Below are 26,298 nucleotides of genomic sequence, written 5' to 3' on the forward strand. Positions count from 1 at the left end.
CCCCTGATCACCGATCCGTAGGACAAGGCGTTACGACCTTGCCAGCGTTTCCCGGAAGCTGCCTTGGGCCTTGAACTCTGCGAACCCGCTGTCATCTGACATCTATATCGACAAGGGGAACACGATGCACATGCTCTACGACTCAGAATCCTTCGTGGTGGTCCACATGCTGCCCGACGCCGTGGAGAAAAAGAGCACCCAGGCGCTCAACGACACCGCCCCCGCCGTTCCCCAGCTCGCACGCCATGGCTTTGAAATCGTGGACAAGCGTTCGGGCAAAGAGGTGTACCTGGACGGCTCCTGGGCCGAGATGTTCCAGGAGCAGATCCTGGCCTGGCAGCGCGACACCCCCACGCAGGAAGAAGTGGAAGACGCGCTGGACCGTTATGCGGGGCTGGCGCAGAACCCGGTGGTGGTGCACTGATCCAGAGCGGAAGCCCGCATCAAGATCCCAACATAGCTCGCGCCCAGAAGCGCTGGGCGGCTTTGCCTATACCTCGATCACTTCGGGCGGCAGCCCCTTCCTTTTTCTCTCATACATTGCCACATAGGCAGCCTCGATATCGCGGGCAAATTGCCGAGCATTGAACAGGGAAGAACGGGTTTTTTGCGCGTTCAATTTGTCGCGTAGCGCTTGCAAGCGTGCAAGATCACAGGCAAGCGTGATCGCCAAGGCCTCATATTCGGCCACACTGCGCGTCACTAGTTCTGGCAGGCCCACGGCCTGCAGCAAACTGGCCGCCACGCGCGCAGCAAAGGATTCACCCAGGCGGGTGAGTACCGGCAGTCCCGCCCACAACGCATCGCTCGCGGTCGTATGGGCGTTGTACGGCAAGGTGTCTAGAAAGAGGCCAGCCAGACGGTGGCGCGCCAGATGCAGATCCAGTGGCATACGCTGCGCAAACACCAGCCTTTCTGCGGCAACTCCCCGTGCCTGGGCCTCACGCCGCAGGTTCCCCACCACGGCCGGGTTGTCCTCGTACAGCCAGAGGACGCTGCCCGGCACAGCTTGCAGGATGCGCATCCAGCTGTCAAAGACCGAAGGAAGAATTTTGTAATTGTTGTTGAAGCAACAGAAAACAAACCCCGTAGAGGGCAACCCGACCTCCTCGCGAGTGAATATCCTGTCGCTGATCGTTCGTTTCGAGTCGTTGACCTGGTAGCTGTGCGGCAAGTAGGCCAACTTCTCTGTGAAATACGCCTGAGCTTCGGGAGGGACGACCACCTTGTCTGCAATCACGTAGTCCATATAGCCCGCCCCCGTGGTGCCAGGGTATCCCAGATAGCTGACTTGGATGGGCGCACAACGGTGGGCAAAAATGCCGAACCGGTTGTCCGTGGTGAAGCCCTTGAGATCGATGGCAATGTCAATGCCCAACTCCCTCGACAGGCGGGCAATGTCGATATCTCCCTGATCGCGCACGTCGACAAAGTGGTCAAAGCTTGCCGCCAAGCGCTCGCGCATCGCATCCTGGGAATGAGGTCCAAACGAGAACGCAAACCACTCGAAGCGATCGCGGTCATGGGCCTCAAAAAGCTCCGCCATCAGATACGCAGTGGCGTGGCCATGAAAATCGGCAGAGTAGTAGCCAACGCGAATTTTTGCTTCTCGCCGGCCTGTATGGGTAGGCCCCAGGTCCATGGCTTGCGGAAAGTCGAACTCAACGCGAATCTGCGCCGCACGCTTATGCAATTCCGGAGTGTCAAACAGAGCGAGCGCCACAAAGGGCTGTACGGTCAATTCCCCCGCTCGAAGACTCCGATCACATCGCTCGAGGTCACTGGACAGGTGCGCCCAATCGCAGGTTTTAAGTCTGCTGTTCACTAGGTAGCCCAGCAAATACTTGACGTCTGGTTTTGCGTCGTACACCGCCAGATAGTCGGCAACGGCGTCTTCGTGCTGGCCGAACCGGGTACGCAGGTTCGCACGGTTGTAGTAGAGATCTGGCGCCTCGGCGGCCAACCGGATGGCCTCGTCATAGACGGCCATCGACTCCGCGTACCTCCCGGCGCTTGTCAAGGAAAGTGCCAGCAGCGACAGGATTTCCACATCTTCGGGCTGCAGTTGGGCTGCGGTCTTCAGCGACTGCGCCGCCTTTGAAAACTCGGACGCGGAGTATTGCGCTCGCGCCAGATTCTTGTAGGCCTGGACATATTTTTCGTCCGCGTGGATCGCGGCCTGAAAGTGTGCAATAGCTTGGTCCCGCTGTTCTCTCTGCGCCAGGATGACACCCTTGCCATTGTGGGCTGCGGCATGCCCCGGCTGCAAAGCAATTAGCTTGTCGAAACACCCCAAGGCGTCCTCTGAGCGGCCTGCTTCGGCATGCAAGGTCGCCATGTTCTGACATGCATCAACATGGCGGCCGTCCAACGCAAAGGCCTGCTCATAACATTGCAGCGCTTCTCCCAAGTGCCCCAGATGGCGCAGGGCATTGCCCTTGTTGTTGTAGGCGGCAGCCAGCCTGGGTTGAAGGCCAATGGCCCTGTCGTAGCTTTCGATGGCTTCCTCTGTGCGCGAGAGTTCCGCCAGGATCTTGCCGCGGTTGACATACGCTTCTGCAAAATCAGGACGCAGGGCAATGGCCTTCCCAAAATGAGCCAAAGCTTCTTCACTACGCTTCAGGGCGCTCAGCGCGAGCCCACGGTTGACATAGGGCGCGGGGTCCTGGGGAGAGATGTCAATGGCTTGTCCAATCAGGTCGCAGGCGGCTTCATGGTGACCAGTCTGATATGCCAATACACCGAGCATGTGCAGCGCGCCAGCGTTGCGTGAGTCGGTCTGCAAGATGGTGTTGTATGCCTGATTCGCCTGGGCCAGATGCCCCAGCCGGTGCAGGCGCATGGCTTGCTCCAGCAATGCTGCATGCTGCGCCTTGGTCGTGCGGGGCGGACGGCCACCGAGGTTGTAGTGGATACTCATGGTCGAAGGAAGGCCACCGTTCACGGTGGCGTCAGTACACGGGGGCAAGACACCCAGCCGAAAGACAATGGGGGTGCTGGAGCTGGCATAGCAGATGCGCACGCACCAACAACCGACTGCGGCTATCATAAATCGGTTGGCTCATTGCCCATTCTGATGCTGACCGCCAAGAACCAGCCCCACTCTCACCAGGCAACTGCCGGCCATGGCATGGCCCGACTGAAGTTTTCAATCCTCTTTCAGCTCGCTGCCGGGTATATCCGCCGGTACAGCGGGTCCACCAGCATCAGCACCGCGATCAGCCGGCACACCTGGAACGCCGTGACGACCGGCACGCCCAGCTGCAGCACCTTGGCGGTGATGGCCATCTCGGTGATGCCTCCGGGCGAGGTCCCCAGCAGCAGGGTGACCCAGGGCAGACCTGTCGCCCAGGCCAGCGAGGCCGCGAACAACGCGCACACCCCCATGAGCACCAGGGTGCCCACCGCCACCGACACGAGCCAGCGCGGCGCCGTGTGCAGAAAATCCGCACGAAAGCGGACCCCCAGGCTCACGCCGATGACCAGTTGCGCCGCATTCACCATCGCCTGGGGCACGGCGGACAGGGTGATGCCTGCCATGGTGAGCCCCATGGACACCAGCATCGCGCCCATGAACCACGGGTTCGCCCGGCCCAGCCTGTCCATCAGCAGGGCTCCGGCCCCCGTCAGCAGCGCCATCAGCGCCAGACCGGGTGCGCTCACCACCCGGGCCGTGGGCGGCAGGATATCCAGGCCATGCAGTCCGCTCCATTGCAGCGCGAAAGGGATCGTGACCGTGACGATCAGCAACCGCAGGCTGTGGCTGGCCGCCACGAGGTCGGTGCGGGCGTTCTCGCGTTCGGACAGCAGGGTCATTTCGGATGCCGCACCGATGGCCCCCGAGAAGTAGCTCGTGGCCCGCAGCATCGGCGCAGGCACCCCGTGCATGCGCGGCGCATGCACCCGGTACAGCCAGGCGCCGAACAGCCAGCCCAGGAACAGCGCCCACACGATGCCCAGCGCGATGGCCCACCAGAGCCCGCCAATCAGTCCCACGACCTGGGGCGTGAAGTACAGGCCCAAGGCGGCGCCAATGGTCCACTGCCCCGCATTGCGCAAGGGCCGCCAGCTTTCCGTGGGCCCGCCAGCGATGGACACCACCGAAGTGGCCAGCAGCGGGCCGATCATCCAGGGCAGCGGGGTGTGAAGGGCTGCGCAGCCGATCGCGCAAGCCAGAGCGAGCAACAGGGTCAGGAGGATACGGAGAAACAGATTCATGGCAACGGGGGCTCGGTATCGGCATCGGAAAGGACCAAACCCCGGCGGGCACCATACCCGCACCTCCTGCCCCTCGACATGTTCCAAATGGAACGGGGGGCATCGCGGAATGGCACAGCGGGGGCGGATGCCAGACACGCGCTGGCTCCGCCTCCCGGGGCTCAGCCGGCGTCCGCCTCCTTGAAATAGGCAATGGTCCGGCGCAAGCCCGCGTCAATGTCGACGCGGGGGACCCACCCACCCAGCAGCTGGCGCGCCAGCGAAATGTCGGGCTGCCGCTGCCGGGGATCGTCTCCCGGGAGCGGGTGGTAGGTGATCCGCGCGGACGAGCCCGTCCCTGCGAGGATTTTCTGCGCGAGTTCCAGGACGGTGAACTCCCCTGGATTGCCCAGATTGACCGGTCCCGCCACCTCGTCCGGCGTGGCCATCATGCGCACCAGGGCTTCCACGAGGTCATCCACGTAGCAAAAGCTGCGGGTCTGCGTCCCCGCCCCGTAAACGGTCAGATCCGCCCCATGCAGCGCCTGGACGATGAAGTTGGAGACCACCCGGCCGTCATCCGGACGCATGCGCGGGCCATAGGTATTGAACAACCGCACGACCTTGGTGCGCACGCCATGCTGGCGCCGGTAGTCGAAGAACAGGGTCTCCGCGCAGCGCTTGCCCTCGTCGTAGCAGGCCCGCACCCCGATGGGATTGACGTTGCCCCAATAGGACTCTGGCTGCGGATGCACGCCGGGGTCGCCATACACCTCGCTCGTCGACGCCTGAAGAATCACGGCATGGCACTTGCGGGCCAGCTCCAGCAGATTCATGGCACCCAGCACGCTGGTGCGCAGGGTCCGCAGCGGATCGGACTGGTAGTGCACGGGCGACGCGGGACAGGCCAGGTTGTAGATCTCGTCCACTTCGGCATCCAGGGCCTGGACGACGTCGTGGCAAAGCACACGAAACCGCGGAGAGGCCAGGAGGTGGGCGATGTTCTTTTCCAAGCCGGTGGAGAAGTCGTCCACGCACAGCACCGCATGGCCATCCTTCAGCAGGCGCTCGCACAGATGGGAGCCAAGAAAGCCAGCGCCTCCCGTGACCAGGATTTTCTTTTCCGTCGTCATGCTGCCGTGGCCCCGAGTGCGTCCGCAGCCCTGCGGCCCACGGTCAGATAGTCGAACCCCAGGGCCCGCATGGAGCGCGGCTCGTACAGATTGCGCCCGTCCACAACAAGGGGCTGCCGCAGGGCCGCCCGCAGGGCATCGAAATTGGGACTGCGAAACACCTGCCATTCGGTCACGATCAGCAAGGCGTCTGCACCGCGCGCGGCGTCAATGGGATCCTGGGCATAGCTGATGTGCTCGAGCAGTTCGGGCCGGTCGTGCAGATCCTCCTCCAGGCAACGGCGGGCCTCCTGCATGGCCACCGGATCGAAGACCCGAAGCACCGCCCCGCGCTCCAGCAATTCACGGACCAGCACCCGGCTGGAAGCCTCGCGCATGTCATCGGTATTGGGCTTGAAGGCAAGCCCCCACACCGCCAGCCGACGGCCGGAAAGATCCGGTCCGAGCCGCTGGGCGAGCTTGTCCACCAGCAGCCGCTTCTGTCCATCGTTGACCTGTGCCACCGCCGCGAGCAATCGCAGCGGCAGCCCGACCTCCTCGCCCATGCGCTGCAACGCAGTCACATCCTTGGGAAAGCAGCTGCCGCCATAGCCCACGCCCGGGTAAAGAAAGCTCTCACCAATGCGCGGATCCGCGCCGATACCCACGCGCACGGGTTCGATGTCCACACCCAGCCGGTCGGCCAGGTTGGCCATCTCGTTCATGAAACTGATGCGCGTGGCCAGCATGGCGTTCGCCGCATACTTGGTGAACTCGGCACTGCGCCGGTCCATGCAGATGACGCGGTCGTGGCCATGCCCGAACGGGCGGTACAACTCACGCATGAGGTTGCCGGCCCGCAGCTCCTGCGGCGTGTCGCCGCAGCCGAGAATGATGCGGTCGGGCCGCATGAAGTCCTCGATCGCGCTGCCTTCCTTGAGGAATTCTGGATTGGACACCACGGCGTAGCCAGGGGCCGGGTCCGCGCCTTCCCCGCGTCGCGCCAGCGTGGCGGCGACAGCACGGCGCACCGCTTCGCCCGTGCCGACGGGCACCGTCGACTTGTTGACGATGACCTTGAAGCCCGTCATGTGCGTGGCAATGGCACCAGCCACATCGAATACATGGCGCAGATCCGCACTGCCGTCCTCCGCAGAAGGAGTGCCCACCGCGATGAACTGGACATCCCCGTGGGCCACTCCGCGCGCCATGTCGGTGGAGAACCCCAGCCGGCCCGCGCGGGAGTTGCTGACGACCAGCTCCTGCAGCCCGGGCTCGTAGATGGGCACTTCTCCGCGCTGAAGGGCTGCAATCTTGTCGGCATCCGTGTCGATGCACAGGACATCATTGCCCAGTTCCGCAAGGCACACCCCGGTGACAAGCCCCACATAACCGGTTCCGAACAGGGTGAGATTCATTTTTGGAGTCAGAGCAAAGTTGTGGAATTGGCACGCGCTGCGTACGCACCCGTGACGGCGCCAGCCACCGCTGCTCGGGGCTGCCAAGGAGGGAGCATCACACCTCGATCACATCGGGAGGCAAACCCTGGCACAAGCGGTCGTACATGGTGGTGTACGCCGATTCCACATGGCGTGCGAAGAGCCTGGCATCGAACAGCGGCGACACAGGGCCCTCCCTGCGCAGTTTGCCGCGAATATGCCCAAGCTGCGAGGGGTCACGGGCCAGCTCAATCGCCCGCGCCTCGAAATCGCCCTGGGTCTGCGCGATGAGTTCCGGCAGTCCGACGGCGCACAAGAGACTGGCAGCCACGCGGCTCGCGAATGACTCCCCCATGCATGTCAACACCGGCAACCCCGCCCACAAAGCATCGCTGGCGGTGGTGTGCGCGTTGTAGGGCAGGGTGTCCAGGAACAGGTCCGCCAGCCGCAAGCGCGCCAGATACTGGTCCATGGGCATGCGCGGTGCAAACACCAGGCGCTCCGCGGAAATCCCCCGGGCCTGCGCCTCGCGCCGCAAGTTCCGCGCGGCTGTCGGGTTGTCTTCCAGCAGCCACAGCACGCTGCCTTCGACAGCGTGGAGGATGCGCATCCAGCCGCCGAAAGTGGGTGGCATGATCTTGAAATTGTTGTTGAAGCAGCAAAAGACAAACCCGCTGGCTGGCAGACCCACCTCCTCGCGAGTAAATTCGCGCTCCGCAATCTTGCGCCGCGAATCGTTGACCTGGTAGCTGTGGGGAAGGTAGACCACTTTTTCAGTGAAATGGGCCTGGGATTGAGGCGGGATCACCACCTTGTCGGCAATCACGTAGTCCATGCAGTCGGCCCCGGTGGTACCCGGATAGCCCATATAGCTGGCCTGGACAGGGGCACACCGGTGGGAAAAGCAACCCAACCGGCTCGCCATGGTAAAACCCATCAGGTCAATGGCGATATCGATACCGAGTTCCCGAGAGAGACGGGCGATCTCGATATCACTGCGCTCACGGACATCCAGAAAATGATCAAACGCCGCCGCCACGCGCTGGCGCATCCTATCCTGTACGTCAGGCCCCACGGAGAAGGCGAACCACTCGAACCGCTCGCGGTCATGCACCTCAAAGAGCTCGGCGATCAGGTGCGCCATGGGGTGATCGCGAAAATCTGCCGAGTAGTACCCCACGCGGATTTTTCCGTGCCTTGCACGTGCAGGAATGGCGCCCAGTGCCGGAGCAGGAAGCTCGCGCTCGGCCTGGAGCCGCGCCGTCTCCTTGTGAAGCGCGGGCACATCGAACAATGACAACGCAATGAACGGCTCCAGCGCGTGCTTCTGGTGTGTGACTGCCTGCTGCAGCTGAAGGATCTCCTCCTCCAGACCCTGCCAAATGCAACCATTCACCTTCGCCGTGGCGATTTCGCACTGCAGCACAGGAATCGGGGCAGACAGGCGCTGAGCCAGGTACAACTGCTGCAGTGCTTCGTCATACCGCTTCATCTCCCGCAGAAGCCTGCCCATGAGGAATCTGGACTCCCCTTGCTGGGGCCGAAGCTCGACCGCGCGGCGGACATCCGCCAGCGCGTTTTCCAGGTTTCTCAGTTGCAGTTGCGCCTCGCCCCGGTTGTTGTATGCCTCTGCGTACTGAGGCTGGAGGGCCAGTGCCCGGCTGAAGCTGGCAACTGCTTCGGCATAACGCCCCAACCGAAGCAAGGCCGTGCCCCGATTGTTGTGCGGCTCCGGTATCTCGGGTGCGCGCGCTATCACTTCGTCCATGCATTCCAGGGCTTCTCCAAACTGCTTCATCTGCAGGTGCACGCAGCCCAGGTTGAAACGCGCCTGCGCATTCCCGGGCTCCATCGCCAGCACGCGGCGGTAGCTTTCCATGGCCTCCGGCAACCGGCCCAGCGTTTGCAGGACGGTTCCGCGGTTGTAGTGCGCCAGCACCAACCCCGGCGAAAGCGCGATGGCCTGGTCGAATGAGGCCAAGGCCTCTTCGTTGCGCTGCAGGCGCAGCAGGGCGTTGCCGCGGTTGAAGTACGGATCGACGTAATCGGGCTTGAGTGCGATGGCCCGGTCGTAGGCACGAATGGCGTCGGCAGTCCGGTTGGACAGCAGCCAGTCATTTCCCCGCGTGTTGCAGGATGTCGCGTCATCGGGGAGGGCTGGCTCAGCGGCGACTCTATTGCCCGACACCAGGCCCGTGCCGTAGTTGATTCCGAACTTGAAACCAGGCGGTGTGGAAGATAGGGAGCCCACCTTGAAGGGCTGGCCAAAATGGGGTTTCTTTGCGTCGGTCAAGGTGCGTCCCGGTGCAGATGAGAGAGTGACATCCCGTGATGGTAAACACCTGCACGGCTCCAGTCCCGATCCGCCCTCCACCCGGGTGCCATCGGCCTCTGGACCTGAGAGGCTCCGGGGACAAGGCTCCGCGCGCTCCGTCTAGTCAACCGTTCCGGAACACGGGTACTGCGGCACCCGGCTCAATCACGGCACACGGGGGCGCTGCAGAGGGCACCACCGTGTCAGGCAGCGCCGCGGCGGCGCGCCATCTCCCGCCCCATCCCGTCCAGCGCAGCGGGCTCCAGCAGGTGCAGCGCCGCCGGGTAGGCCTCCTGCTCCTCGCGGCGGATATGGCCTGCATAGCGGTCCGCAAATCGATCAAGGAGCGCCTCCTCCGATTCCGCGAATCCCTGGATGGCTCCTTGTTCCAGCGCCTGCAGCGCAACCCGTGCTGCAGCCCAGTCCGCCACCATGCGGACATGGTCGTCCTGCAGGCTGCGCACCAGCGCCTGGACCCCGGGCGCGGCCTGGGCGAGCAGCAGCGGGAAGACGTGGAGTTCCTCGTCTTCATGGTGCAGCGGTGCGGCGATGTCGAAATACCGCAGCACGTCGCGCGCCGCCTGGCGGGCGCTCTCGTCGGCACCCTGCAGGCGCACATGGGCGCGCAGGCGGCCCAGCAAGGCCAGCGAACGCTGCACGCGCTCATGGCAGGCCTCCAGCATGGCGAAGGGTTGCTCGAACCCGACGGCCGGCGCGCTGAAACCGGGGATATGGCGGGCGGATTGGGCGGGCGAGGCCATCTGCGCCTCAACCGAACCGGACGGGCTGGCCCTGCCGGTCGAAGGGTATATACGCCCCATGGGACCCGCCCTTGATCGCATCGACCATGCGTTGCAAGGGCGCCTGGGCATCCGCACTGGTGGGTGCCTTGTCCAGCGTGCCCGACAGGGCTGCTGCGAACACCATGGCCCAGTCATGGCCCGGGGCGCTGAACTGGCTGGCCTCTTCCACCAGCGCACTGAACGAAGGCAGCTCCTGCGGCGCCTTGTCCACGCACATCAGCGGCACCAGGGCTCCGCCCTGCCCCGCTTCGAAGCGGGCACGCTGGGCCGGGCTGGCGTCGTCCGGCAGCTCCACCGCGGCAAACACGAACAGGAGGCGCTGGGGCTCGGGCTGCAGGCGCGCAGCCTGCAGCAGGTCGTCAAAACTGGAAATGTCCATGAAGGTTTCTATGAAATGAAAGGAAATGAAAGGAAAGGAATCGCCGGGCGCGCCCCGCTTCAGAAGCCGGGCAGCACCACGCCCTGCTGCGCGTCGAGCGTGCTCACATAGCTGTCCGCCGCGGGCCGGGCACGCGCGGCCTTGCGCGACTGCACGGTCCCGATGCTGACAAAACACAGCGCCTGCTCCCAGGGGGCCAGCTGGAACAGCCCCCGCAGCCCGCCCGACGTGAGGGCCTTGCCGCTCGTGAGCGCCGACCCATACCCCTGCGCTGTGGCCATGAGCAGCATGTTCTGCACCGCGCATCCCGCGGAAACCTGGCGCTCGGACAGGTCGATGCCGGGGTCGCCGCATTGCCCGTTCACCACCACCAGCATCAGCACCGGTGCCCGGTAGGCCTTCTCGCGCGCCTGCTCGACCTGCGCCAGCGTGGCTGCGGGATCGCGCTCGCGCAGGGCCTGGGCAAACACATCGGCCAGCGCCGGGCGCGCTGCCTCGGGCACCAGCACGAAGCGCCACGGCACCAGCTGGCCGTGGTCCGGTGCGTGGGACGCGGCGTTGAGGATCTGCGCCAGTTCCAGGGCACTCGGCCCCGGGGCGGCCAGCCGCTTGGGCAGGATGGTCTGGCGCGACTGGATCAGCGCCGCGGCCATGGCGGCGACATCCTCCGGCGCGGCGGCCGCGCGTGCAGCGCCATGCGCCGCAGGGGGCGCGGGCCGGGGCGTGTGGTTCAAAGGCCAGGGAATGACAGCCATGGAATATCCTTGAAAAGGTGCTTCAGCCCGGACGGCCATCGGCCCGCACCCGGCCATACCACCGGCCCAGCCGGAGGCCCCACATGCCCATGGTGACGGCCCACAGGCACGCTGCCAGCGGCAGCAGCCAGGCCCACGCGATACCGAAAACACCCGGCACCGCCGACGCGATGCGCAGCACCGTGGCCGCCTGCAGCAGCCAGAACAGCGACCACGCGATGCGGTCGGCGACCAGCGCCCGGCCACTGTGCCCGCACGACACCCGCGTCACCATGGCCAGCATCAGCGACGCCAGGCAGCCCATGGTCAGCGCGTGCAGCGCGCCCAGGCCCAGCGTTCCCAGGCCAAAGCCCCAGGCCAGCCACTGCGACAGGCCTCCGAGCACGAAAGCCAGCCCCAGCCACAGAAATCCGATGTGCAGCATCGCCAGCAGCCGGTTTCTGAGGCTTTGCACCAGCCCCCATACGCAGGCCAGCCAGACCAGCACGCCCCCCACCACCAGCTGCAGCGTGCCGTGCACCAGCGTCCAGGCGGGCCCCGCCCGGGTGGCGGGCAGCCCGGCCCACTCCAGCCAGGCGGCGAGCACCTGCAGCAGCGCGGCGGCGAGCATGAGCCACAGCACCCAGAAGGGCCGCCACGCCTGCACCATGGGCATGGCGCTGGAGGTGAAGAAGGGGATCATGCGGTGCGCCACCGTGACGTAGACCACGACGACAAACCCCCACAGGCCGGTGAACACCCAGGCGCGGGCGAGCGCATGTGTTCCCACGGCAAGGCTCAGCCACAGGCCCGCGAGGCTGAGGCAGCCCAGCGCGCAGGCGCCCGCGACGACACGCGCATGCAATTGGTCCTGCGCCTGGCTCTGGCGCACACGGCCCCAGAACAGCGCCGACATCCACACCAGGCCAACGGCCGCCAGCGCCAGCCCCGCGAGGGCCGCGCCAATCCGCCAATGCGCGCCCGCCAGCCACAGCAGCCAGCCCGCGGCCTGCGCCACCAGGGGTGCGCGCAACGCCTGCGCCGGCAGGGGCGCCACCCCGAGCCATTTGGGGCCGGCCGTGAACAGGAAACCCGCAAAGAACAGCGGGATGAAGCCGAATGCCATCACGACCGAATGCACGAGCGTGGGGGACAGCGCATAGTAAAGGCCCCACCAGCCGGTGGACCTGGCCACCTGCACCAGCGCCCACCATCCCCCCGACGCCACCAGCACCACCATGGCCAGGAAGAAACCCAGCCGGTGCGGTGCCAGCATGAGGTAGCGCCAGCGCCACCGCGTGTCCAGCGCGGCCAGCACCTCAGGCGAGGGTTTTCCCGCCGCGGGGCGCACGGGAATGACCGGCCGGGAGGTCACCCACAGGTCCCCAGGTGTCCACACTGCGTGCAGTAGTCGCAGCCGTCCTTGCGGATCACGGCGTGGGCGCCGCATTCGCTGCACTTCTTGCCCGCCATGGCCTGCGGCACGGCCACCGGCGGCGGCGCGGGTTCGTCCAGGGGCAGCTGCTGCTGCACGGGGTCGGCCACGCGGCGCGCCAGGATGTTCTGGATGGCATAGGCCATGGCCGCCACTTCGGAGTCGTGCCACATGGGCACCAGGGTGCCATCGTCCTTGCGGTGCTGCCCCAGGCGCACCGGGCCCCGGTCCCAGGCCACCTTGCGCATGTCGGACAGCGCCCGCTCCAGGAAGCCGCCGCGCGCCGCCAGCGACAGCATGCGCATGCTGGAGGTGATCCACTGCTGCGATTCACCGCTCTGGCCCACGGGCATGAAGAACTCGATGGCGCGGTCCACCGTGCCGTTGCCAACCCCCGTGGGCACGGGCAGGAACGACACAATGAGGTACAGCGTCTTGTGGCCTTCCTGCGTCCAGTACTCGAGCTTTTCGGCCACGGCCGAAAGGCCGCCTTGGGGGCGGCTTTCGATCACGGTACGCATGGGGTCCACCGGAGGTGCGGGGGGTGCTACAGATGCTGGTTCAGGCGCGGCGTGGGTTTCCAGCACCGATCCCAGGATGGCATTGGGCCGGTAGGTGGCCAGGCCCTTGAGCCTGGCGCGCCAGGCCTGCAGGTACAGGTCCTTGAAACCTTCGTAGGGATAGTCGGCGGGGATGTTCACCGTCTTGGAAATGGCCGTGTCCACAAAGGGCTGCACGGCTTCCATCATCGCAATGTGGCCTTCAGCCGGCATGGCCAGCGCCGAGACGAAGTAGTCCGGCAAGGCCTCCACATCGCCGCCCAGCTCGCGGTACAGCCGCCAGGCGTGGTCTTCGACGGCGTACTCCGAGGTGCTGCCGTCGGACTCGCGCTTCTTGCGCTTGTACATCCACGAGAAAGGAGGCTCGATGCCGTTGGAGGCGTTGTCGGCAAAGGCCAGGCTCACGGTGCCCGTGGGGGCGATGGACAGCAGGTGGCTGTTGCGGATGCCGTGCTGGCGGATGGCGGCCTTGAGCGAATCGGGCAGGCGGCTGGCGAACGTGCCCTCCGACAGGTAGGGCTCGGCCTGGAACTTGGGGAACACCCCTTTCTCGCGCGCCAGGTCCACCGAGGCGGCATAGGCGGCATCGCGCATGCACTCGGCGATGCGCGCGGCCATGGTGCGGCCCTCGGGCAGGTCGTAGCGCAGGCACAGCATGGCCAGCGTGTTGCCCATGCCGGTGAAGCCCACGCCGATGCGCCGCTTGTCCATGGCCTCGTCGCGCTGCTGCGGAAGCGGCCAGTAGGTCACATCGAGCACGTTGTCCAGCGCGCGCACCTGCAGCGCCACGGCCTTCGTGAACGCATCGAAATCAAACGCGGCCACGCCCCCGAAACCGAAGGGATGGCGCACAAAGCGGGTCAGGATGATGGGGCCGAGGTCGCAGCACCCGTACGACGGCAGCGGCTGCTCGCCACAGGGGTTGGTGGCCGCGATGTCTTCGCAATAGTGCAGGTTGTTGTCTTCGTTGATGCGGCCCAGGAACAGGATGCCGGGCTCGGCGAAGTCATAGGCCGACTTCATGATCGTGTCCCACAGCTCGCGCGCGGGCACCGTGGCGTAGACCCACTGGCCATCGGCGCGCTGGCGGGCTCCCTGGGCCAGCAGGGCAGTGCCGGGGCGTGCCTTGTGCACCAGCTCCCACGGCGCGCTGTTCTGCACGGCATGGATGAACTCGTCGGACACCCCCACCGACACATTGAAGTTGTTCCAGCGCCCCGGCGTGCGCTTGGCCGTGATGAATTCGTGCACATCCGGGTGGTCGATGCGCAGCACACCCATCTGCGCGCCCCGGCGCGCGCCCGCGCTCTCCACGGTGGAGCACGACTGGTCGAACACGTTCATGTAGCTGCACGGCCCCGAGGCCATGGACGCGGTGCCCTTGACCTGCGCGCCCTTGGGCCGGATGCGCGAGAAGTCGTAGCCCACGCCGCCGCCCCGGCGCATGGTTTCCGCTGCCTCGCGCAGCGCCTCGTAGATGCCCGGGAAACCCTCGTCGTCCACACCCTGGATGCAATCGCCCACGGGCTGCACGAAGCAGTTGATGAGCGTCGCCTGGATGTCGGTGCCCGCCGCGCTCATGATGCGGCCCGCCCCGATGGCGCCCGCCTTCAGGTTGGCCAGGAACAGGGTTTCGTACTTTTCGCGGAGTTCTGGTTTTTCGACCGAGGCCAGGGCCCGCGCCACGCGCTGGTACAGCTCGTCGGCGGTGGTTTCCCCGGGTTTGAGGTATTTCTCGCGCAGCACATCCAGGCTGATGGGCTGCAGGGACGAGGTGGGCTTGAGGGGGGGCTGGGGTTCGCGTTTCATGGGGGCCGATGATTTGGGTTTCACGCCAGTGAGGTCTTGCGTTCCATCAAGAGGGACTCATTCCTCGCGGATCTGCCACGAGCATGCCCGACAAGGTCAAAGCTCGTCCAGAAGAACCTGCCCATCATGCTCCACGTACGGATGGTAAGGACCGGTTCCGCTGTTGTCCGCCCGCGAGGCCGGCACAAAACCGCCCGTCTTGACATCAAACACATGGACTTCTCCTTCCTCGATCACATAGTGCCAGCCATGCAGGCTGATCTGCCCTGACTGCACACGGCTGCGCACCATGGGGTACTCCATGAGGCGTTCGAGCTGCAGCACCACCGCGCGCTGCTCGGTGCGGCGCAGCACCTCGGGGCCAGCCTGCATCGGCAGCAGGGCCTCGCGCCCCAGGTCCAGCCAGCGGTTCAGGTTGGGCGCTTCGGGCGAAACCTCACCATACATCGCCTTGATAGCCCCACAGTGACTGTGGCCGCACACCACGATGCGGCGCACCTGCAGGTTGAGCACCGCGAACTCGATGGCCGCCGTGGTGCCATGGTGACCGTGAGATCCGTCATACGGCGGGATGAAGGCACCCACGTTGCGCACCAGGAAAAGCTCCCCCGGGCCCGCGCCCGTGAGCAGATAGGGCACCAGGCGCGAGTCGGAGCAGCCGATGAACAGGGTGGTCGGGTGCTGCCCTTCGTCCACCAGCGCCTGGAACCGCTCGCGGTACTGGGGAAAGGCGTCGTTGTGGAAGCGGCGCAGGCGATCAAGCAGCTCGTCGGGCATGGGCAGGCAATCGGGTGGCGTGCGGTGCAACTACTGTACAAGCGGCGAGTCGGCCGCGTCCAGCGACACGCCGTCCACCACGGCCGCGCCCGCCAGCACCTGCAGGTACTGGCGAAGGGCGTTCACCCAGGCCTGCTGGCGCAACGTGAGGGCGATGGCCCGGCGCACTTCCTCGAACGACGGCTGCTGCCCCGGGTCGCGGGCCACCACCTCCACCACATGCAGGCCAAACCGGCTGTGCACAAGGCGTGCGAGCACACCGATCTCGGCGCTGCCAAACACCTCGCGGGCGAACTCGGGGGCGCAGTCGGCGCGGGTCAGCCAGCCCAGGTCGCCGCCTTGCTGGCCGCTGGGGCAGTTGGACCACTGCGCTGCCGCTTCGGCAAACTTGGCGCCACCGTCGTCCGCGCAGCGCAGGTCAATCAGCATGGCTTCGGCACGCAGCCGCAGCTGCTTCACGTCCACACCCGGCGTCACGGCGAACAGCACGTGGCGCAGCTGGGCCCGCTCGCCATGGGCGTGTGCCGCAGGGTGGGCATCGTGGTAGCGGCGGCAGGCTTCTTCCGACGGGTCGGGGATGGGCAGCTCGCGCTCCAGCAGTTGCTCGATGGCATTCGAGGCCTCGGTGCTGATGGCACCTTCGACACCCGGCACATCGTCCTGCGCCAGCAGGCCGCCTTGCTGGGCAGCCTGTCGCAGCAGCTCGGTGCAGGCACGCTGGCGCAAGGCTTCGTCATCCAGCCACTCGGCTGTTGAATTCAATGCCACGCCGTTGATGCGCGCCACCGGGGCCAGCCCCATGGGCTGAGGGGTTGCCATGGCGGGCGTGTCTGCCATGGCCGTCGCTCCTACCGTGGCGGAGAGCGCCTCGTAGGCGGCCGTCTGCTCCGGGGAGAGCATGCTTTGGGGGGCGCTCTGGCTGGTTGCGCTGGTGCCGCAACCGCAGCTACCGGTTCCACATCCGCTCATGGTGTGCTCCTTTTGTGATGCGAAATCAAGCGCCACGGCGGTCTTGCGACTGCATATGTCCGGGTGGCAGATTCAGGCGGCGCGCACGCACTACCTGATAGGGGCGCAGCACATAGGCCAGCGTGCCAAAGCCGCTCCACACATGCACCAGGCGGGTGAAGGGGAAGATCAGGAAGATACTCATGCCCAAGAACATGTGCGTCTTGAAGATCCAACCCGCACCGGCCAGCAGATCGACCGCGCCACTGCGGAAAGTGACGATGCGTTGCCCCCACTCAGCCAGGCGCATCATCATGGAGCCGTCCAGATGTTGTGCCGACAGCGGGATGGTGGCCAAGCCCAGCGCCAGTTGCACCCACAGCAGCACCAGGATCAGGATGTCGCTGGTCTTGGAGGTGGCGCGGATGCGCGCATCCGACAGGCGGCGGTGCAGCAGGAGGGACAGGCCCACGAAACCCATCAGGCCTGCAATGCCCCCCGACACCATGGCCATGAGCTGCTTGGCGCCTGCGCCGATGAAGTGCTCATACAAGAAGTGCGGCGTGAGCATGCCCACGGTATGGCCAAAGAACAGGAACAACACACCCACATGGAACAGATTGCTGCCCCAGCGCAGGCTGCCGGTGCGCAGCAGCTGGGAGGAATCGCTTTTCCAGGTGTACTGGTCGCGGTCGAACCGCGCCCAGCTGCCGATGAAAAAGACAGCGAGGCAAATATAGGGATAGATGCCAAACAACAGGGTGTCAAGCCAGGCGGTCATACGGAGACTCCTTCTGGTGCCCGCTCGGCGCGGGGGGTACGAACAAAATGCAGAGGCTGCGGCTGGTCGGGCTTGGACTGGCCCTGGGTGCTGCAACCGCCAAACGCTTCGGGCTCGGCCCAGGCCTCGTCCATGGGCGGCTCGGGCGTGAGCGCCACCGACTGCACGCGCTGGCCCGACACTTCGAGCACCGCAGCAATCACGCTGGCATAGGGGCTGTTGCGCGCCACCAGCGCGCTGAACAGCGCGTTCAGGATGTGGGCCATTTCGCCCAGGAACTCCCTGGCCACTTCCACCGGCTGGGTGGAGGCGAACTCCAGCACCACCGGCAGGTGATCGGGCAGCTCTTCGGCTTCGAACTTCAGGCCCGCCTTGTCGTAGGTCTGCAGCAGGTCGATGAGCGCCGGACCCCGGTCGCGCGAGTCGCCGTGCACATGCTCGAACAGGTGCAGCGAGGTCTGGCGGCCCCGGTCGAAGTTGTCCACGTAGCGGGCTTCGGCTTCCAGCGGGTCGATTGCCGCAAGGTGCTGGCACACGGCTTCGAGCTCGGCCATGCGCTCGGGGGTCAGGGCCTGCTCCACCTGCAGCGCGTCGATGAGCTGCGGCATCACGCTGCGCAGTTGCGCATCGGGGTAGCTCAGCAGGTAGCCCAGGGCGCGCAGGGTCAGGCGCACGGAGGTCGGGTTCTTCTTGAACATGGTGATTCCTTTGCCTGTGCTTCAGACCGTGGCTTTGATCGGGATCGTGCGGGGCTTCTTTCCGCCGAACATGCTGGTCTCGGTGGCGCCATCGGAACAGCCGTTGCCAAACGAGAAGCCGCAACCACCCCGGATGTCGAACGCGTTTTCGGCATATTCGCGGTGGGCCGATGGGATGACGAAGCGGTCCTCGTAGTTGGCAATCGCCATCACGTGGTACATCTCCTCCACCTCGGCCATCGACAAGCCCGCCTGCTTGAGCACGGCCAGGTTCTGGCGCTGCTCCACATGCTTGTCGCGCTGGTAGGTGCGCATGGCCAGCATGCGCTCGAGCGCCCGCACCACGGGCCCCGTGTCGCCTGCGGTCAGCAGGTTCGCCAGGTACTGCACAGGGATGCGCAACTGCGACACATCCGGTATGTCGCCATTCACGCCCACATGGCCTGCGTTGGCTGCGGCCGTGATGGGCGAGAGCGGCGGCACATACCAGACCATGGGCAGCGTGCGGTACTCGGGGTGCAGCGGCAGGGCCACCTTCCATTGCACGGCCATCTTGTAGACCGGGCTGTTGCGGGCGGCGTCCATCCAGCTGTCCGGGATGCCGTCGATGCGGGCCTGCTTGATCACGTCCGGATCGTTCGGGTCCAGGAAGATGTCGAGCTGCGCCTGGTACAGGTCGCGGTCGCGCTCCACGCTGGCGGCTTCCTGGATACGGTCTGCGTCATACAGCAGCACGCCCAGGTAGCGGATGCGGCCCACGCAGGTTTCCGAGCACACGGTAGGCTGGCCCGCTTCGATGCGCGGGTAGCAGAAGATGCACTTCTCGGCCTTGCCCGACTGCCAGTTGTAGTAGATCTTCTTGTAGGGGCAGCCCGAGACGCACATGCGCCAGCCACGGCACTTGTCCTGGTCGATCAGCACGATGCCGTCTTCCTCGCGCTTGTAGATCGAGCCGCTGGGGCACGATGCCACGCACGCCGGGTTCAGGCAGTGCTCGCACAGGCGGGGCAGGTACATCATGAAGGTGTTCTCGAACTGGCCGTAGATGTCCTTTTGCACATCGTCGAAGTTCTTGTCCTTGCTGCGCTTGCTGAACTCGCCGCCCAGAATTTCTTCCCAGTTCGGGCCCCACTCGATCTTCTCCATGCGCTTGCCGGTGATCAGGCTGCGCGGGCGGGCCGTGGGCGCGGCCTTGCTCTCGGGCGCGGACTGCAGGTGGTCGTAGTCGAACGTGAAGGGCTCGTAGTAGTCGTCGATCTGCGGCAGGTTGGGGTTGGCGAAGATGCGCATGAGCAGCTTCCACTTGCCGCCCTGGCGGGGGGCGATGGAGCCGTCGGGGCTGCGCACCCAGCCGCCATTCCACTTGTCCTGGTTTTCCCATTCCTTGGGGTAGCCGATGCCGGGCTTGGTTTCGACGTTGTTGAACCAGGCGTATTCCACCCCGGGGCGGCTGGTCCAGACGTTCTTGCAGGTGACGGAACAGGTGTGGCAACCAATGCACTTGTCCAGGTTCAGCACCATGCCGATTTGTGCGCGAATTTTCATCGTGTTTCTCCTTGTCTTCGGCTTCAGGCGTGGGCTGCCGTGCTGGACACGGGCTCATCGTCGAGCCAGTCCACGCGGTCCATCTTGCGCACCAGCACGAACTCGTCGCGGTTGGTGCCGATGGTTCCGTAGTAGTTGAAGCCGTAGCTGTACTGCGCGTAGCCACCAATCATGTGGGTGGGCTTGAGCACGATGCGGGTGACCGAGTTGTGGATGCCGCCACGGGTGCCGGTGATCTCGGAGCCGGGGGTGTTGATGATCTTCTCTTGCGAGTGGTACATCATCACCATGCCGGGGTTCACGCGCTGGCTCACCACCGCGCGGGCGGCGATGGCGCCGTTGGCGTTGAAGAGTTCGACCCAGTCGTTGTCCACGATGCCGGCGACCTTGGCGTCGTCTTCGCTCAGCCACACCACCGAGCCACCCCGGTTCAGCGTGAGCATCATCAGGTTGTCGCTGTACGTGCTGTGGATGCCCCACTTCTGGTGCGGCGTGATGAAATTCAGCGCGATCTCGCGGTTGCCATTGGGCTTCTTGCCCTCCACTTCTTCCAGCGTCTTGAGGTGCACGGGTGGGCGGTAGCTCACGAAGCCTTCGCCGAAGTCACGCATCCACGGGTGGTCCTGGTAGAACTGCTGGCGGCCCGTGAGGGTGCGCCATGGGATGTACTCGTGCACGTTGGTGTAGCCGGCGTTGTAGCTGACCTTTTCGCTCTCCAGCCCCGACCAGGTGGGCGAGCTGATGATCTTGCGCGGCTGCGCCTGGATGTCGCGGAAGCGGATCTTCTCGTCCTCGCGGTGCAGCGCCAGGTGCACGTGGTCGCGCCCGGTCTGCTTGCCCAGGGCCTCCCAGGCCTTGCAGGCCACGTGGCCGTTGGTTTCGGGGGCCAGCATCATCACCACTTCGGTGGCGTCGATGTCGGTCACGATGCGGGGCATGCCCTGCGTCACGCCCTCTTCCTTCACACGGCCATTCAGGTCGCCCAACTGGCCCACCTCGGTCTGCGTGTTCCAGCCGATGCCCTTGCCGCCGTTGCCGGCCTTGTCCATCAAGGGGCCCAGGGCGGTGAAGCGCTTGTAGAGGTTGGGGTAGTCGCGCTCGACCACCGTGACCTGGGGCGCCGTCTTGCCGGGAATGAGTTCGCACTCGCCGTTCTTCCAGTCGCGCACGCCATAGGGCTGCGCCATTTCACCGGGGGTGTCGTGCATGATGGGCGTGAGCACCACGTCCTTTTCGACGCCGAGGTGGCCCACGCTGACCTCGCTCACGGCCTTGGCGAAACCTTTGTAGATCTCCCAGTCGCTCTTGGCCTGCCATGCAGGGTCCACCGCGGTGGACAGCGGATGGATGAAGGGGTGCATGTCGCTGGTGTTGAGGTCGTTCTTCTCATACCAGGTGGCCGTGGGCAGCACGATGTCGGAGTACAGGCAGGTCGTGCTCATGCGGAAATCGAGCGTGACCAGCAGGTCCAGCTTGCCTTCGGGCGCGTGGGTGTGCCACTGCACTTCCTCGGGCTTGGCTTCGTCCTTGCCCAGGTCCTTGCCCTGCACGCCGTGGGTGGTGCCCAGCAGGTGCTTGAGGAAGTATTCGTGCCCCTTGCCCGACGAGCCCAGGATGTTGGAGCGCCACACGAACATGTTGCGCGGCCAGTTGGACGGATGGTCCGGGTCCTCGCAGCTCATCGTGAGCGTGCCGTCCTTCAGAGACTTGACGACGTAATCCTTCGCGTCCATACCCGCGGCAGCGGCATCCTTGGCCACCTGCATGGGATTGGTCTTGAGCTGGGGAGCCGATGGCAGCCAGCCCATGCGCTCGGCGCGCACGTTGTAGTCGATCTGCGCACCGTGGTAGGCCTTCTTGTCGGCCAGGGGCGAGAGGATTTCCTCCATGCCCAGCTTCTCGTAGCGCCACTGGTCGGTGTGGGCGTAGAAGAAGCTCGTGCTGTTCATCTGGCGGGATGGGCGGATCCAGTCCAGCGCAAACGCCAGCGCCGTCCAGCCGGTCTGGGGCCGCAGCTTTTCCTGGCCCACGTAGTGCGCCCAGCCGCCACCGCTCTGGCCGATGCAGCCGCACAGCATCAGCATGTTGATGATGCCGCGGTAGTTCATGTCGCAGTGGTACCAGTGGTTCATCGCCGCGCCGATGATCACCATGGACTTGCCATGCGTCTTGTCGGCGTTGTCGGCGAACTGGCGCGCCACGGTGATGATCTGCTCGCGCGGCACGCCGGTGATGGCCTCTTGCCAGGCAGGGGTGTAGGGGCGATCGGCGTCGTAGCCGCCACCCGGCTCTTCGCCGGGCAGGCCTCGGTCGATGCCGTAGTTGCCCGCCAGCAGGTCGAACACCGTGGCCACCATCACGCGGCCCTGGGCTTCGTGCCCGGCCAGCTCCAGGTGGGACACCGGCACGCGGCGCACCATCACGTCGCCACCTTGTTCGTTGGCCGTGAAGTTGGGCGTTGCCACACCGCCAAAGTACGGGAAGGCGACGTCGGCCACGTCATGGGCCTGCGCGCCGTCCTCGATCACCGACAGCTTGAGCTTGACGGTGTTGCCGGTGCGTGCCTCTTTGTTCTCCAGGTTCCACAGGCCCTGGTCGGGGCGGCCGTCGGCCCCCCAGCGAAAGCCGATGGAACCATTGGGCAGCGTGACCTGGCCCAGCTCGTCGTAGCCCACCGTCTTCCAGTCGGGATTGTTGGACTGGTCGAGCTGGCCGGGGAAGTCGCTGGCGCGCACATAGCGGTCGGGCACCATCACCGTGCGGCCATCGGGCAGCGTCTTTTCCTTGAGCACCACCAAGAGCGGCAGGTCGGTGTAGCGGCGGGCGTAGTCGTCAAAGTACGCCGAGCGGCCCTTGCCGCCGTCCTTGAAGTAGAACTCCTTCAGGATCACATGGCCCATGGCCATGGCCACGGCGGCGTCGGTGCCCTGCTTGGGGTGCATCCAGAGGTCGCCGAGCTTGGCGACTTCGGAATAGTCGGGCGTGATGGACACCACCTTGGTGCCCTTGTAGCGCACCTCGGTCAAGAAGTGGGCATCGGGCGTGCGCGTCTGGGGCACGTTGGAGCCCCAGGCAATGATGTACGAACTGTTGTACCAGTCGGCCGATTCGGGCACGTCGGTCTGCTCGCCCCAGGTCTGCGGGCTGCTGGGTGGCAGGTCGCAGTACCAGTCGTAAAAACTCATGCACACGCCGCCGATCAGGCTCAGGTAGCGTGAGCCAGCGGCGTACGAAATCATCGACATCGCGGGGATGGGCGAGAAGCCGATGATGCGGTCCGGCCCGTGCTTCTTGATCGTGTACACGTTGGCCGCGGCGATCATCTGGTTGACTTCGTCCCAGGTGCTGCGCACGAAGCCGCCCAGGCCCCGCTGCTTTTGCCATTCGCGCTTGGAGGCGTCGTTCTCGACGATGCTGGCCCAGGCGTCCACCGGGCTCTTGGCCAGGGCGATGGCGGCGCGCCAGTGCTTGAGCAGGCGGCCACGCACCATGGGGTATTTCACGCGGTTGGCGCTGTACAGGTACCAGCTGTAGCTGGCGCCGCGCGCGCAGCCACGGGGCTCGTGGTTGGGCAGGTCGGGCCGGGTGCGGGGGTAGTCGGTCTGCTGGGTTTCCCAGGTGACGATGCCGCCCTTGACATAGATCTTCCAGCTGCAGCTGCCCGTGCAGTTCACGCCGTGCGTGCTGCGCACGATCTTGTCGTGCGCCCAGCGGTCGCGGTAGGCGTCTTCCCAGGTGCGGTCTTCACCGTTGGTTTCGCCGTGGCCCTGGGCAAAGGTCTCGCGGGGCTGCGAGAAGTACGAAAGGCGATCGAGGAAATGGCTCATCGGGGGCTCCTTGTTCTGTCTTGTTCAGGTGTGCTCAGCAAGGCATGGCGGCGTTCTTGCGCGCGTAGTGCCACCAGGTGATGACGATGCAGACGATGTAGAACGCGAAGAACGTCCACAGCGCGGCATGGGGGCTGCCGGTCAGGGCAATCGAGCTGCCATAGCTCTTGGGAATGAAGAACCCGCCGTAGGCGGCCATGGCGGCGGTGAAGCCCAGCGTGGCCGCGCCCAGGGTGTTGCCTTCCTTGTTGGCATGCGCGATGGCGGCCGGGTCGTTGCGGTCCACGCCGCGCATGGCTTCGGTCAGGAAGATCACGGGGATCATGCGGAAGGTGGAGCCGTTGCCGATGCCGGTGGTGAGGAACAGCACCAGGAAACACACGAAGAAACCCGCGAACTGGCCTTCGTTGCCGCCGGGGCCGCCGGAGGGCAGGAAGAACGTGACGCCCACCACCGCGATGGCCATGACGATGAAGTTCCACAGCGTGACGCGTGCGCCGCCGAGCTTGTCGGCCAGCCAGCCGCCAAAGGGGCGGATCACGGCGCCCACCAGCGGGCCCAGCCAGGCGTAGGCCAGGGGGTTCACGCCGGGGAACTGGCTCTTGATGAGCAGCGGAAAGCCCGCCGCATAGCCGATGAACGAGCCGAAGGTGCCGAGGTACAGCACGCACATCAGCCAGTTGTGCTTGCGCCTGAAGATCGCGGCCTGCGCGGCGAACGAGGCGCGCGCGTCGGCGATGTCGTTCATGCCGAACCAGGCGGCAAGCGCCGTCAGCGCGATCCATGGCACCCAGATGAAGGCGGCGTTCTGCGTCCACACCTGCACGGTCTGGCCGTTCTTCACGATGGTCTGGCCTTCGCCGCCAAAGATGCCGAAGATGCCGGCCGTGACCACGAGCGGGCTCAGGAACTGCACCACCGACACGCCCAGGTTACCGAGGCCCGCGTTCACCCCCAGCGCCGAGCCCTTGCGCTCCTTCGGAAAGAAGAAGCTGATGTTGGCCATGCTGGAGCTGAAGTTGCCGCCGCCCAGGCCACACAGCAGCGCCAGGATGAGCATGGTGGGGTAGGCCGTGGTGTTGTCCTGCACCGCAAAGCCGATGCCGATGGCGGGGATCAGCAACGAGGCGGTGGAGATCGCCGTCCAGCGGCGTCCGCCCACGAGCGGCACCATGAATGAATAGAAGATGCGCAGCGTGGCACCCGAGAGCGCGGGCGCCGCCGCCAGCCAGAACAGCTGGTTGGTCGAATACTTGAATCCGAGGCCCGGCAGGCTCACGGCGACCACGCTCCAGACCTGCCAGATGGCGAAGGCCAGGAACAGCGCGGGCACCGAGATCCACAGGTTGAGCTTGGCGACGGCCTCGCCTTCGCGCTCCCAGAACGACTTGTCCTCCGGAGCCCAGAGGGTGAGCAGGCGCCCCTGGCGCCCGCTGGTGGTGGTGGCAGACATGGTGAGGTTCCTTGAAAAATCAGCGGACGCCAGCCGGTGCGGCGGCGTTCGGCGAGCCCATGAGACGGGTGTTGCGCACTTCGGTGAAGTACATCCAGATCAGCGAGACCCACACCACGCCGTACATCAGCATGAAAGCGCTGGAGCGGATGCCGGTGATGTCCATCAGCGCGCCGAACAGGATGGGCAGGATGAAGCCGCCCAGGCCGCCGGCCAGGCCCACGATGCCGCTGATGGCGCCGATGTTGTGAGGGTAGTCGTCGCTGATGTACTTGAAGACACTGGCCTTGCCGAAGGCCCAGGCAATGCCCAGCAGGAACATCAGGCCGGTGAACAGGTAGACGTTCAGGCCGATGTGGAAGGTCTTCGGGCCGTTGACGGTGGCGATGGTGAAGTCGGTCTGCGGGTAGCTCAGCAGGAACAGGCAGATCCAGCTCACCCACATCACCCACCAGGTCACGCTGTGGGCGCCGTACTTGTCAGACAGCATGCCGCCGATGGCGCGCAGCACGCCGCCGGGCAGCGAGAAGCAGGCGGCCAGCAACGCCGCCACGCGGATGTCCAGGCCGAACTCGCCCACGTAGTACTGCACCATCCACAGCGACAGCGCCACGTAGCCGCCGAACACGATGCTGTAGTACTGGCAGTACTTGAGCACCTTGGGGTCCTTGAGCGCCTTGAGCTGGTCGGTGAACTTGACGTTGCTCCCCACCAGGTGGGCCGGGTCGCTGTAGCTGAACAGCCAGAACAGCACCAGCGTGCCGAGCATGATGGCCGCGTACACCTGCGGCACCATGGTCCAGCCAAAGGCCACCAGCAGCACCGGGGCCACGAACTTGTTCACAGCCGCGCCCGAGTTGCCCGCGCCGTACACGCCCATGGCCGTGCCCTGGCGGTGCTTGGGGAACCAGCGCGCCACGTAGGGCGTGCCCACCGAGAACGAGCCCCCTGCCAGCCCCACGAACAGGCCGATGGTGAGGAAGTGCCAGTACTCGGTGGCGTAGCCCATCATCCAGATGGCGGGCACGGTGGTCGCCATCACGGCGGCCATCACGATGCGGCCGCCGAACCTGTCGGTCCAGATACCCAGCGGCACGCGCACCAGCGAGCCCGTGAGCACGGGCATGGACATGAGCAGCCCGAACTGCGTGGAGTTCAGGTTGAGCATCTTCTTGATGGGGATGCCGATGACGCCGAACATCATCCAGACCATGAAGCAGACGGTGAATGCGAAGGTGCTGACGATCAGCACCGACCAGGCCTGGCGGGTGCGCTGTGGGCTTTCGCCCGGGGGCAAGGTGGTGTGTGCCATTGCGCGGTTCCTCTTCCTTCTTCTCTTTGGGGTATGGCTGTATGGTCCGTTTTCAGGGCCGCCCTGAACATCCTTCGCAAGCACACCCGCGCCACGGCAGAAGGACTAGGCCGGAGGGCGCCGCGAGGCCCGCGCATCGTCCGAAGGAACTATGGACACCGGGGCCGCCTGGGTG

The 26,298-nt window shown here is 65.4% G+C and carries 19 protein-coding genes; 1 reads left to right on the forward strand and 18 read right to left on the reverse strand.

Annotated features, from left to right (window positions below; translation table 11 throughout):
- The first annotated feature begins 124 nt into the window (after positions 1 to 124).
- Entirely contained in the window at positions 125 to 424 is a 300-nt protein-coding gene (locus AC07PV_RS08025) for a BTH_I0359 family protein (protein ID WP_010462989.1), read from the forward strand.
- Positions 425 to 490: 66 nt separating this feature from the next.
- Here the strand turns inward: AC07PV_RS08025 and AC07PV_RS08030 are convergent, their stop codons facing one another.
- The 18 genes from AC07PV_RS08030 to AC07PV_RS08115 form a co-directional block, all read right to left on the reverse strand.
- The gene (locus AC07PV_RS08030) at positions 491 to 2,920 is read right to left on the reverse strand and encodes a tetratricopeptide repeat protein (protein ID WP_494629917.1); all 2,430 of its coding nucleotides are present in this window, start codon (positions 2,918 to 2,920) and stop codon (positions 491 to 493) included.
- Between the two features lie 239 nt (positions 2,921 to 3,159).
- Entirely contained in the window at positions 3,160 to 4,218 is a 1,059-nt protein-coding gene (locus tag AC07PV_RS08035; protein ID WP_494629918.1) for an AbrB family transcriptional regulator, read from the reverse strand.
- Between the two features lie 161 nt (positions 4,219 to 4,379).
- Positions 4,380 to 5,330 (reverse strand): UDP-glucuronic acid decarboxylase family protein, encoded by a 951-nt coding sequence (locus AC07PV_RS08040; protein ID WP_494629920.1) that lies wholly within the window; start codon positions 5,328 to 5,330, stop codon positions 4,380 to 4,382.
- Positions 5,327 to 6,727 carry a UDP-glucose dehydrogenase family protein gene (locus AC07PV_RS08045; protein ID WP_494629922.1) on the reverse strand — a complete coding sequence of 467 codons (1,401 nt, stop codon included), beginning with the start codon at positions 6,725 to 6,727 and terminating at the stop codon, positions 5,327 to 5,329. The genes AC07PV_RS08040 and AC07PV_RS08045 overlap by 4 nt, the downstream gene beginning before the upstream one ends.
- Before the next feature lie 97 nt (positions 6,728 to 6,824).
- On the reverse strand, positions 6,825 to 9,041 hold the full coding sequence (locus tag AC07PV_RS08050) for an O-linked N-acetylglucosamine transferase, SPINDLY family protein (protein ID WP_255591689.1): 2,217 nt from the start codon (positions 9,039 to 9,041) through the stop codon (positions 6,825 to 6,827).
- A gap of 224 nt (positions 9,042 to 9,265) precedes the next feature.
- Positions 9,266 to 9,823, reverse strand: a complete 558-nt coding sequence (locus AC07PV_RS08055; protein ID WP_494629923.1) for a hemerythrin domain-containing protein — start codon at positions 9,821 to 9,823, stop codon at positions 9,266 to 9,268.
- Between the two features lie 7 nt (positions 9,824 to 9,830).
- Positions 9,831 to 10,244 (reverse strand): ribonucleotide reductase subunit alpha, encoded by a 414-nt coding sequence (locus AC07PV_RS08060; protein ID WP_492254477.1) that lies wholly within the window; start codon positions 10,242 to 10,244, stop codon positions 9,831 to 9,833.
- Between the two features lie 59 nt (positions 10,245 to 10,303).
- Entirely contained in the window at positions 10,304 to 10,999 is a 696-nt protein-coding gene (locus AC07PV_RS08065) for a nitroreductase family protein (protein ID WP_492254476.1), read from the reverse strand.
- A gap of 22 nt (positions 11,000 to 11,021) precedes the next feature.
- The gene (locus AC07PV_RS08070) at positions 11,022 to 12,353 is read right to left on the reverse strand and encodes an NnrS family protein (protein WP_492254475.1); all 1,332 of its coding nucleotides are present in this window, start codon (positions 12,351 to 12,353) and stop codon (positions 11,022 to 11,024) included.
- A complete protein-coding gene (locus AC07PV_RS08075) occupies positions 12,350 to 14,782 on the reverse strand; it encodes an adenosylcobalamin-dependent ribonucleoside-diphosphate reductase (RefSeq protein WP_494629925.1) in 2,433 nt (810 codons plus the stop codon). Before AC07PV_RS08075 ends, AC07PV_RS08070 begins: the two co-directional genes overlap by 4 nt.
- A gap of 96 nt (positions 14,783 to 14,878) precedes the next feature.
- On the reverse strand, positions 14,879 to 15,559 hold the full coding sequence (locus AC07PV_RS08080) for a carbonic anhydrase (RefSeq protein WP_494629927.1): 681 nt from the start codon (positions 15,557 to 15,559) through the stop codon (positions 14,879 to 14,881).
- Positions 15,560 to 15,589: 30 nt separating this feature from the next.
- Positions 15,590 to 16,528 (reverse strand): peptidylprolyl isomerase, encoded by a 939-nt coding sequence (locus AC07PV_RS08085; protein ID WP_494629928.1) that lies wholly within the window; start codon positions 16,526 to 16,528, stop codon positions 15,590 to 15,592.
- A gap of 25 nt (positions 16,529 to 16,553) precedes the next feature.
- Complete coding sequence (gene narI, locus AC07PV_RS08090; protein WP_218297307.1) at positions 16,554 to 17,288, reverse strand: respiratory nitrate reductase subunit gamma; 735 nt, start codon at positions 17,286 to 17,288, stop codon at positions 16,554 to 16,556.
- Positions 17,285 to 17,986: a nitrate reductase molybdenum cofactor assembly chaperone gene (gene narJ, locus AC07PV_RS08095; protein ID WP_492245693.1), complete on the reverse strand. Its 702-nt coding sequence runs from the start codon at positions 17,984 to 17,986 to the stop codon at positions 17,285 to 17,287. The genes narI and narJ overlap by 4 nt, the downstream gene beginning before the upstream one ends.
- A 21-nt stretch (positions 17,987 to 18,007) precedes the next feature.
- Positions 18,008 to 19,531: a nitrate reductase subunit beta gene (gene narH, locus AC07PV_RS08100; protein WP_218297309.1), complete on the reverse strand. Its 1,524-nt coding sequence runs from the start codon at positions 19,529 to 19,531 to the stop codon at positions 18,008 to 18,010.
- 23 nt (positions 19,532 to 19,554) lie between these two features.
- On the reverse strand, positions 19,555 to 23,358 hold the full coding sequence (locus AC07PV_RS08105; RefSeq protein WP_494629930.1) for a nitrate reductase subunit alpha: 3,804 nt from the start codon (positions 23,356 to 23,358) through the stop codon (positions 19,555 to 19,557).
- A gap of 34 nt (positions 23,359 to 23,392) precedes the next feature.
- A complete protein-coding gene (locus AC07PV_RS08110; RefSeq protein WP_218297311.1) occupies positions 23,393 to 24,811 on the reverse strand; it encodes an MFS transporter in 1,419 nt (472 codons plus the stop codon).
- A 19-nt stretch (positions 24,812 to 24,830) separates the two neighbouring features.
- Entirely contained in the window at positions 24,831 to 26,123 is a 1,293-nt protein-coding gene (locus AC07PV_RS08115; protein ID WP_494629931.1) for an MFS transporter, read from the reverse strand.
- Positions 26,124 to 26,298: the final 175 nt, after the last annotated feature.

The organism is Acidovorax sp. GW821-FHT09A11, from assembly GCF_059418365.1.

Excerpts from the sequence above, each read along its gene's own strand:
- AC07PV_RS08025 (WP_010462989.1), top strand. The coding sequence starts at position 125 with ATGCACATGCTCTACGACTCAGAATCCTTCGTGGTGGTCCACATGCTG.
- AC07PV_RS08030 (WP_494629917.1), bottom strand. The coding sequence starts at position 2,920 with ATGAGTATCCACTACAACCTCGGTGGCCGTCCGCCCCGCACGACCAAG.
- AC07PV_RS08035 (WP_494629918.1), bottom strand. The coding sequence starts at position 4,218 with ATGAATCTGTTTCTCCGTATCCTCCTGACCCTGTTGCTCGCTCTGGCT.
- AC07PV_RS08040 (WP_494629920.1), bottom strand. The coding sequence starts at position 5,330 with ATGACGACGGAAAAGAAAATCCTGGTCACGGGAGGCGCTGGCTTTCTT.
- AC07PV_RS08045 (WP_494629922.1), bottom strand. The coding sequence starts at position 6,727 with ATGAATCTCACCCTGTTCGGAACCGGTTATGTGGGGCTTGTCACCGGG.
- AC07PV_RS08055 (WP_494629923.1), bottom strand. The coding sequence starts at position 9,823 with ATGGCCTCGCCCGCCCAATCCGCCCGCCATATCCCCGGTTTCAGCGCG.
- AC07PV_RS08060 (WP_492254477.1), bottom strand. The coding sequence starts at position 10,244 with ATGGACATTTCCAGTTTTGACGACCTGCTGCAGGCTGCGCGCCTGCAG.
- AC07PV_RS08065 (WP_492254476.1), bottom strand. The coding sequence starts at position 10,999 with ATGGCTGTCATTCCCTGGCCTTTGAACCACACGCCCCGGCCCGCGCCC.
- AC07PV_RS08075 (WP_494629925.1), bottom strand. The coding sequence starts at position 14,782 with ATGAAACGCGAACCCCAGCCCCCCCTCAAGCCCACCTCGTCCCTGCAG.
- AC07PV_RS08080 (WP_494629927.1), bottom strand. The coding sequence starts at position 15,559 with ATGCCCGACGAGCTGCTTGATCGCCTGCGCCGCTTCCACAACGACGCC.
- AC07PV_RS08085 (WP_494629928.1), bottom strand. The coding sequence starts at position 16,528 with ATGAGCGGATGTGGAACCGGTAGCTGCGGTTGCGGCACCAGCGCAACC.
- narI (WP_218297307.1), bottom strand. The coding sequence starts at position 17,288 with ATGACCGCCTGGCTTGACACCCTGTTGTTTGGCATCTATCCCTATATT.
- narJ (WP_492245693.1), bottom strand. The coding sequence starts at position 17,986 with ATGTTCAAGAAGAACCCGACCTCCGTGCGCCTGACCCTGCGCGCCCTG.
- narH (WP_218297309.1), bottom strand. The coding sequence starts at position 19,531 with ATGAAAATTCGCGCACAAATCGGCATGGTGCTGAACCTGGACAAGTGC.
- AC07PV_RS08105 (WP_494629930.1), bottom strand. The coding sequence starts at position 23,358 with ATGAGCCATTTCCTCGATCGCCTTTCGTACTTCTCGCAGCCCCGCGAG.
- AC07PV_RS08110 (WP_218297311.1), bottom strand. The coding sequence starts at position 24,811 with ATGTCTGCCACCACCACCAGCGGGCGCCAGGGGCGCCTGCTCACCCTC.
- AC07PV_RS08115 (WP_494629931.1), bottom strand. The coding sequence starts at position 26,123 with ATGGCACACACCACCTTGCCCCCGGGCGAAAGCCCACAGCGCACCCGC.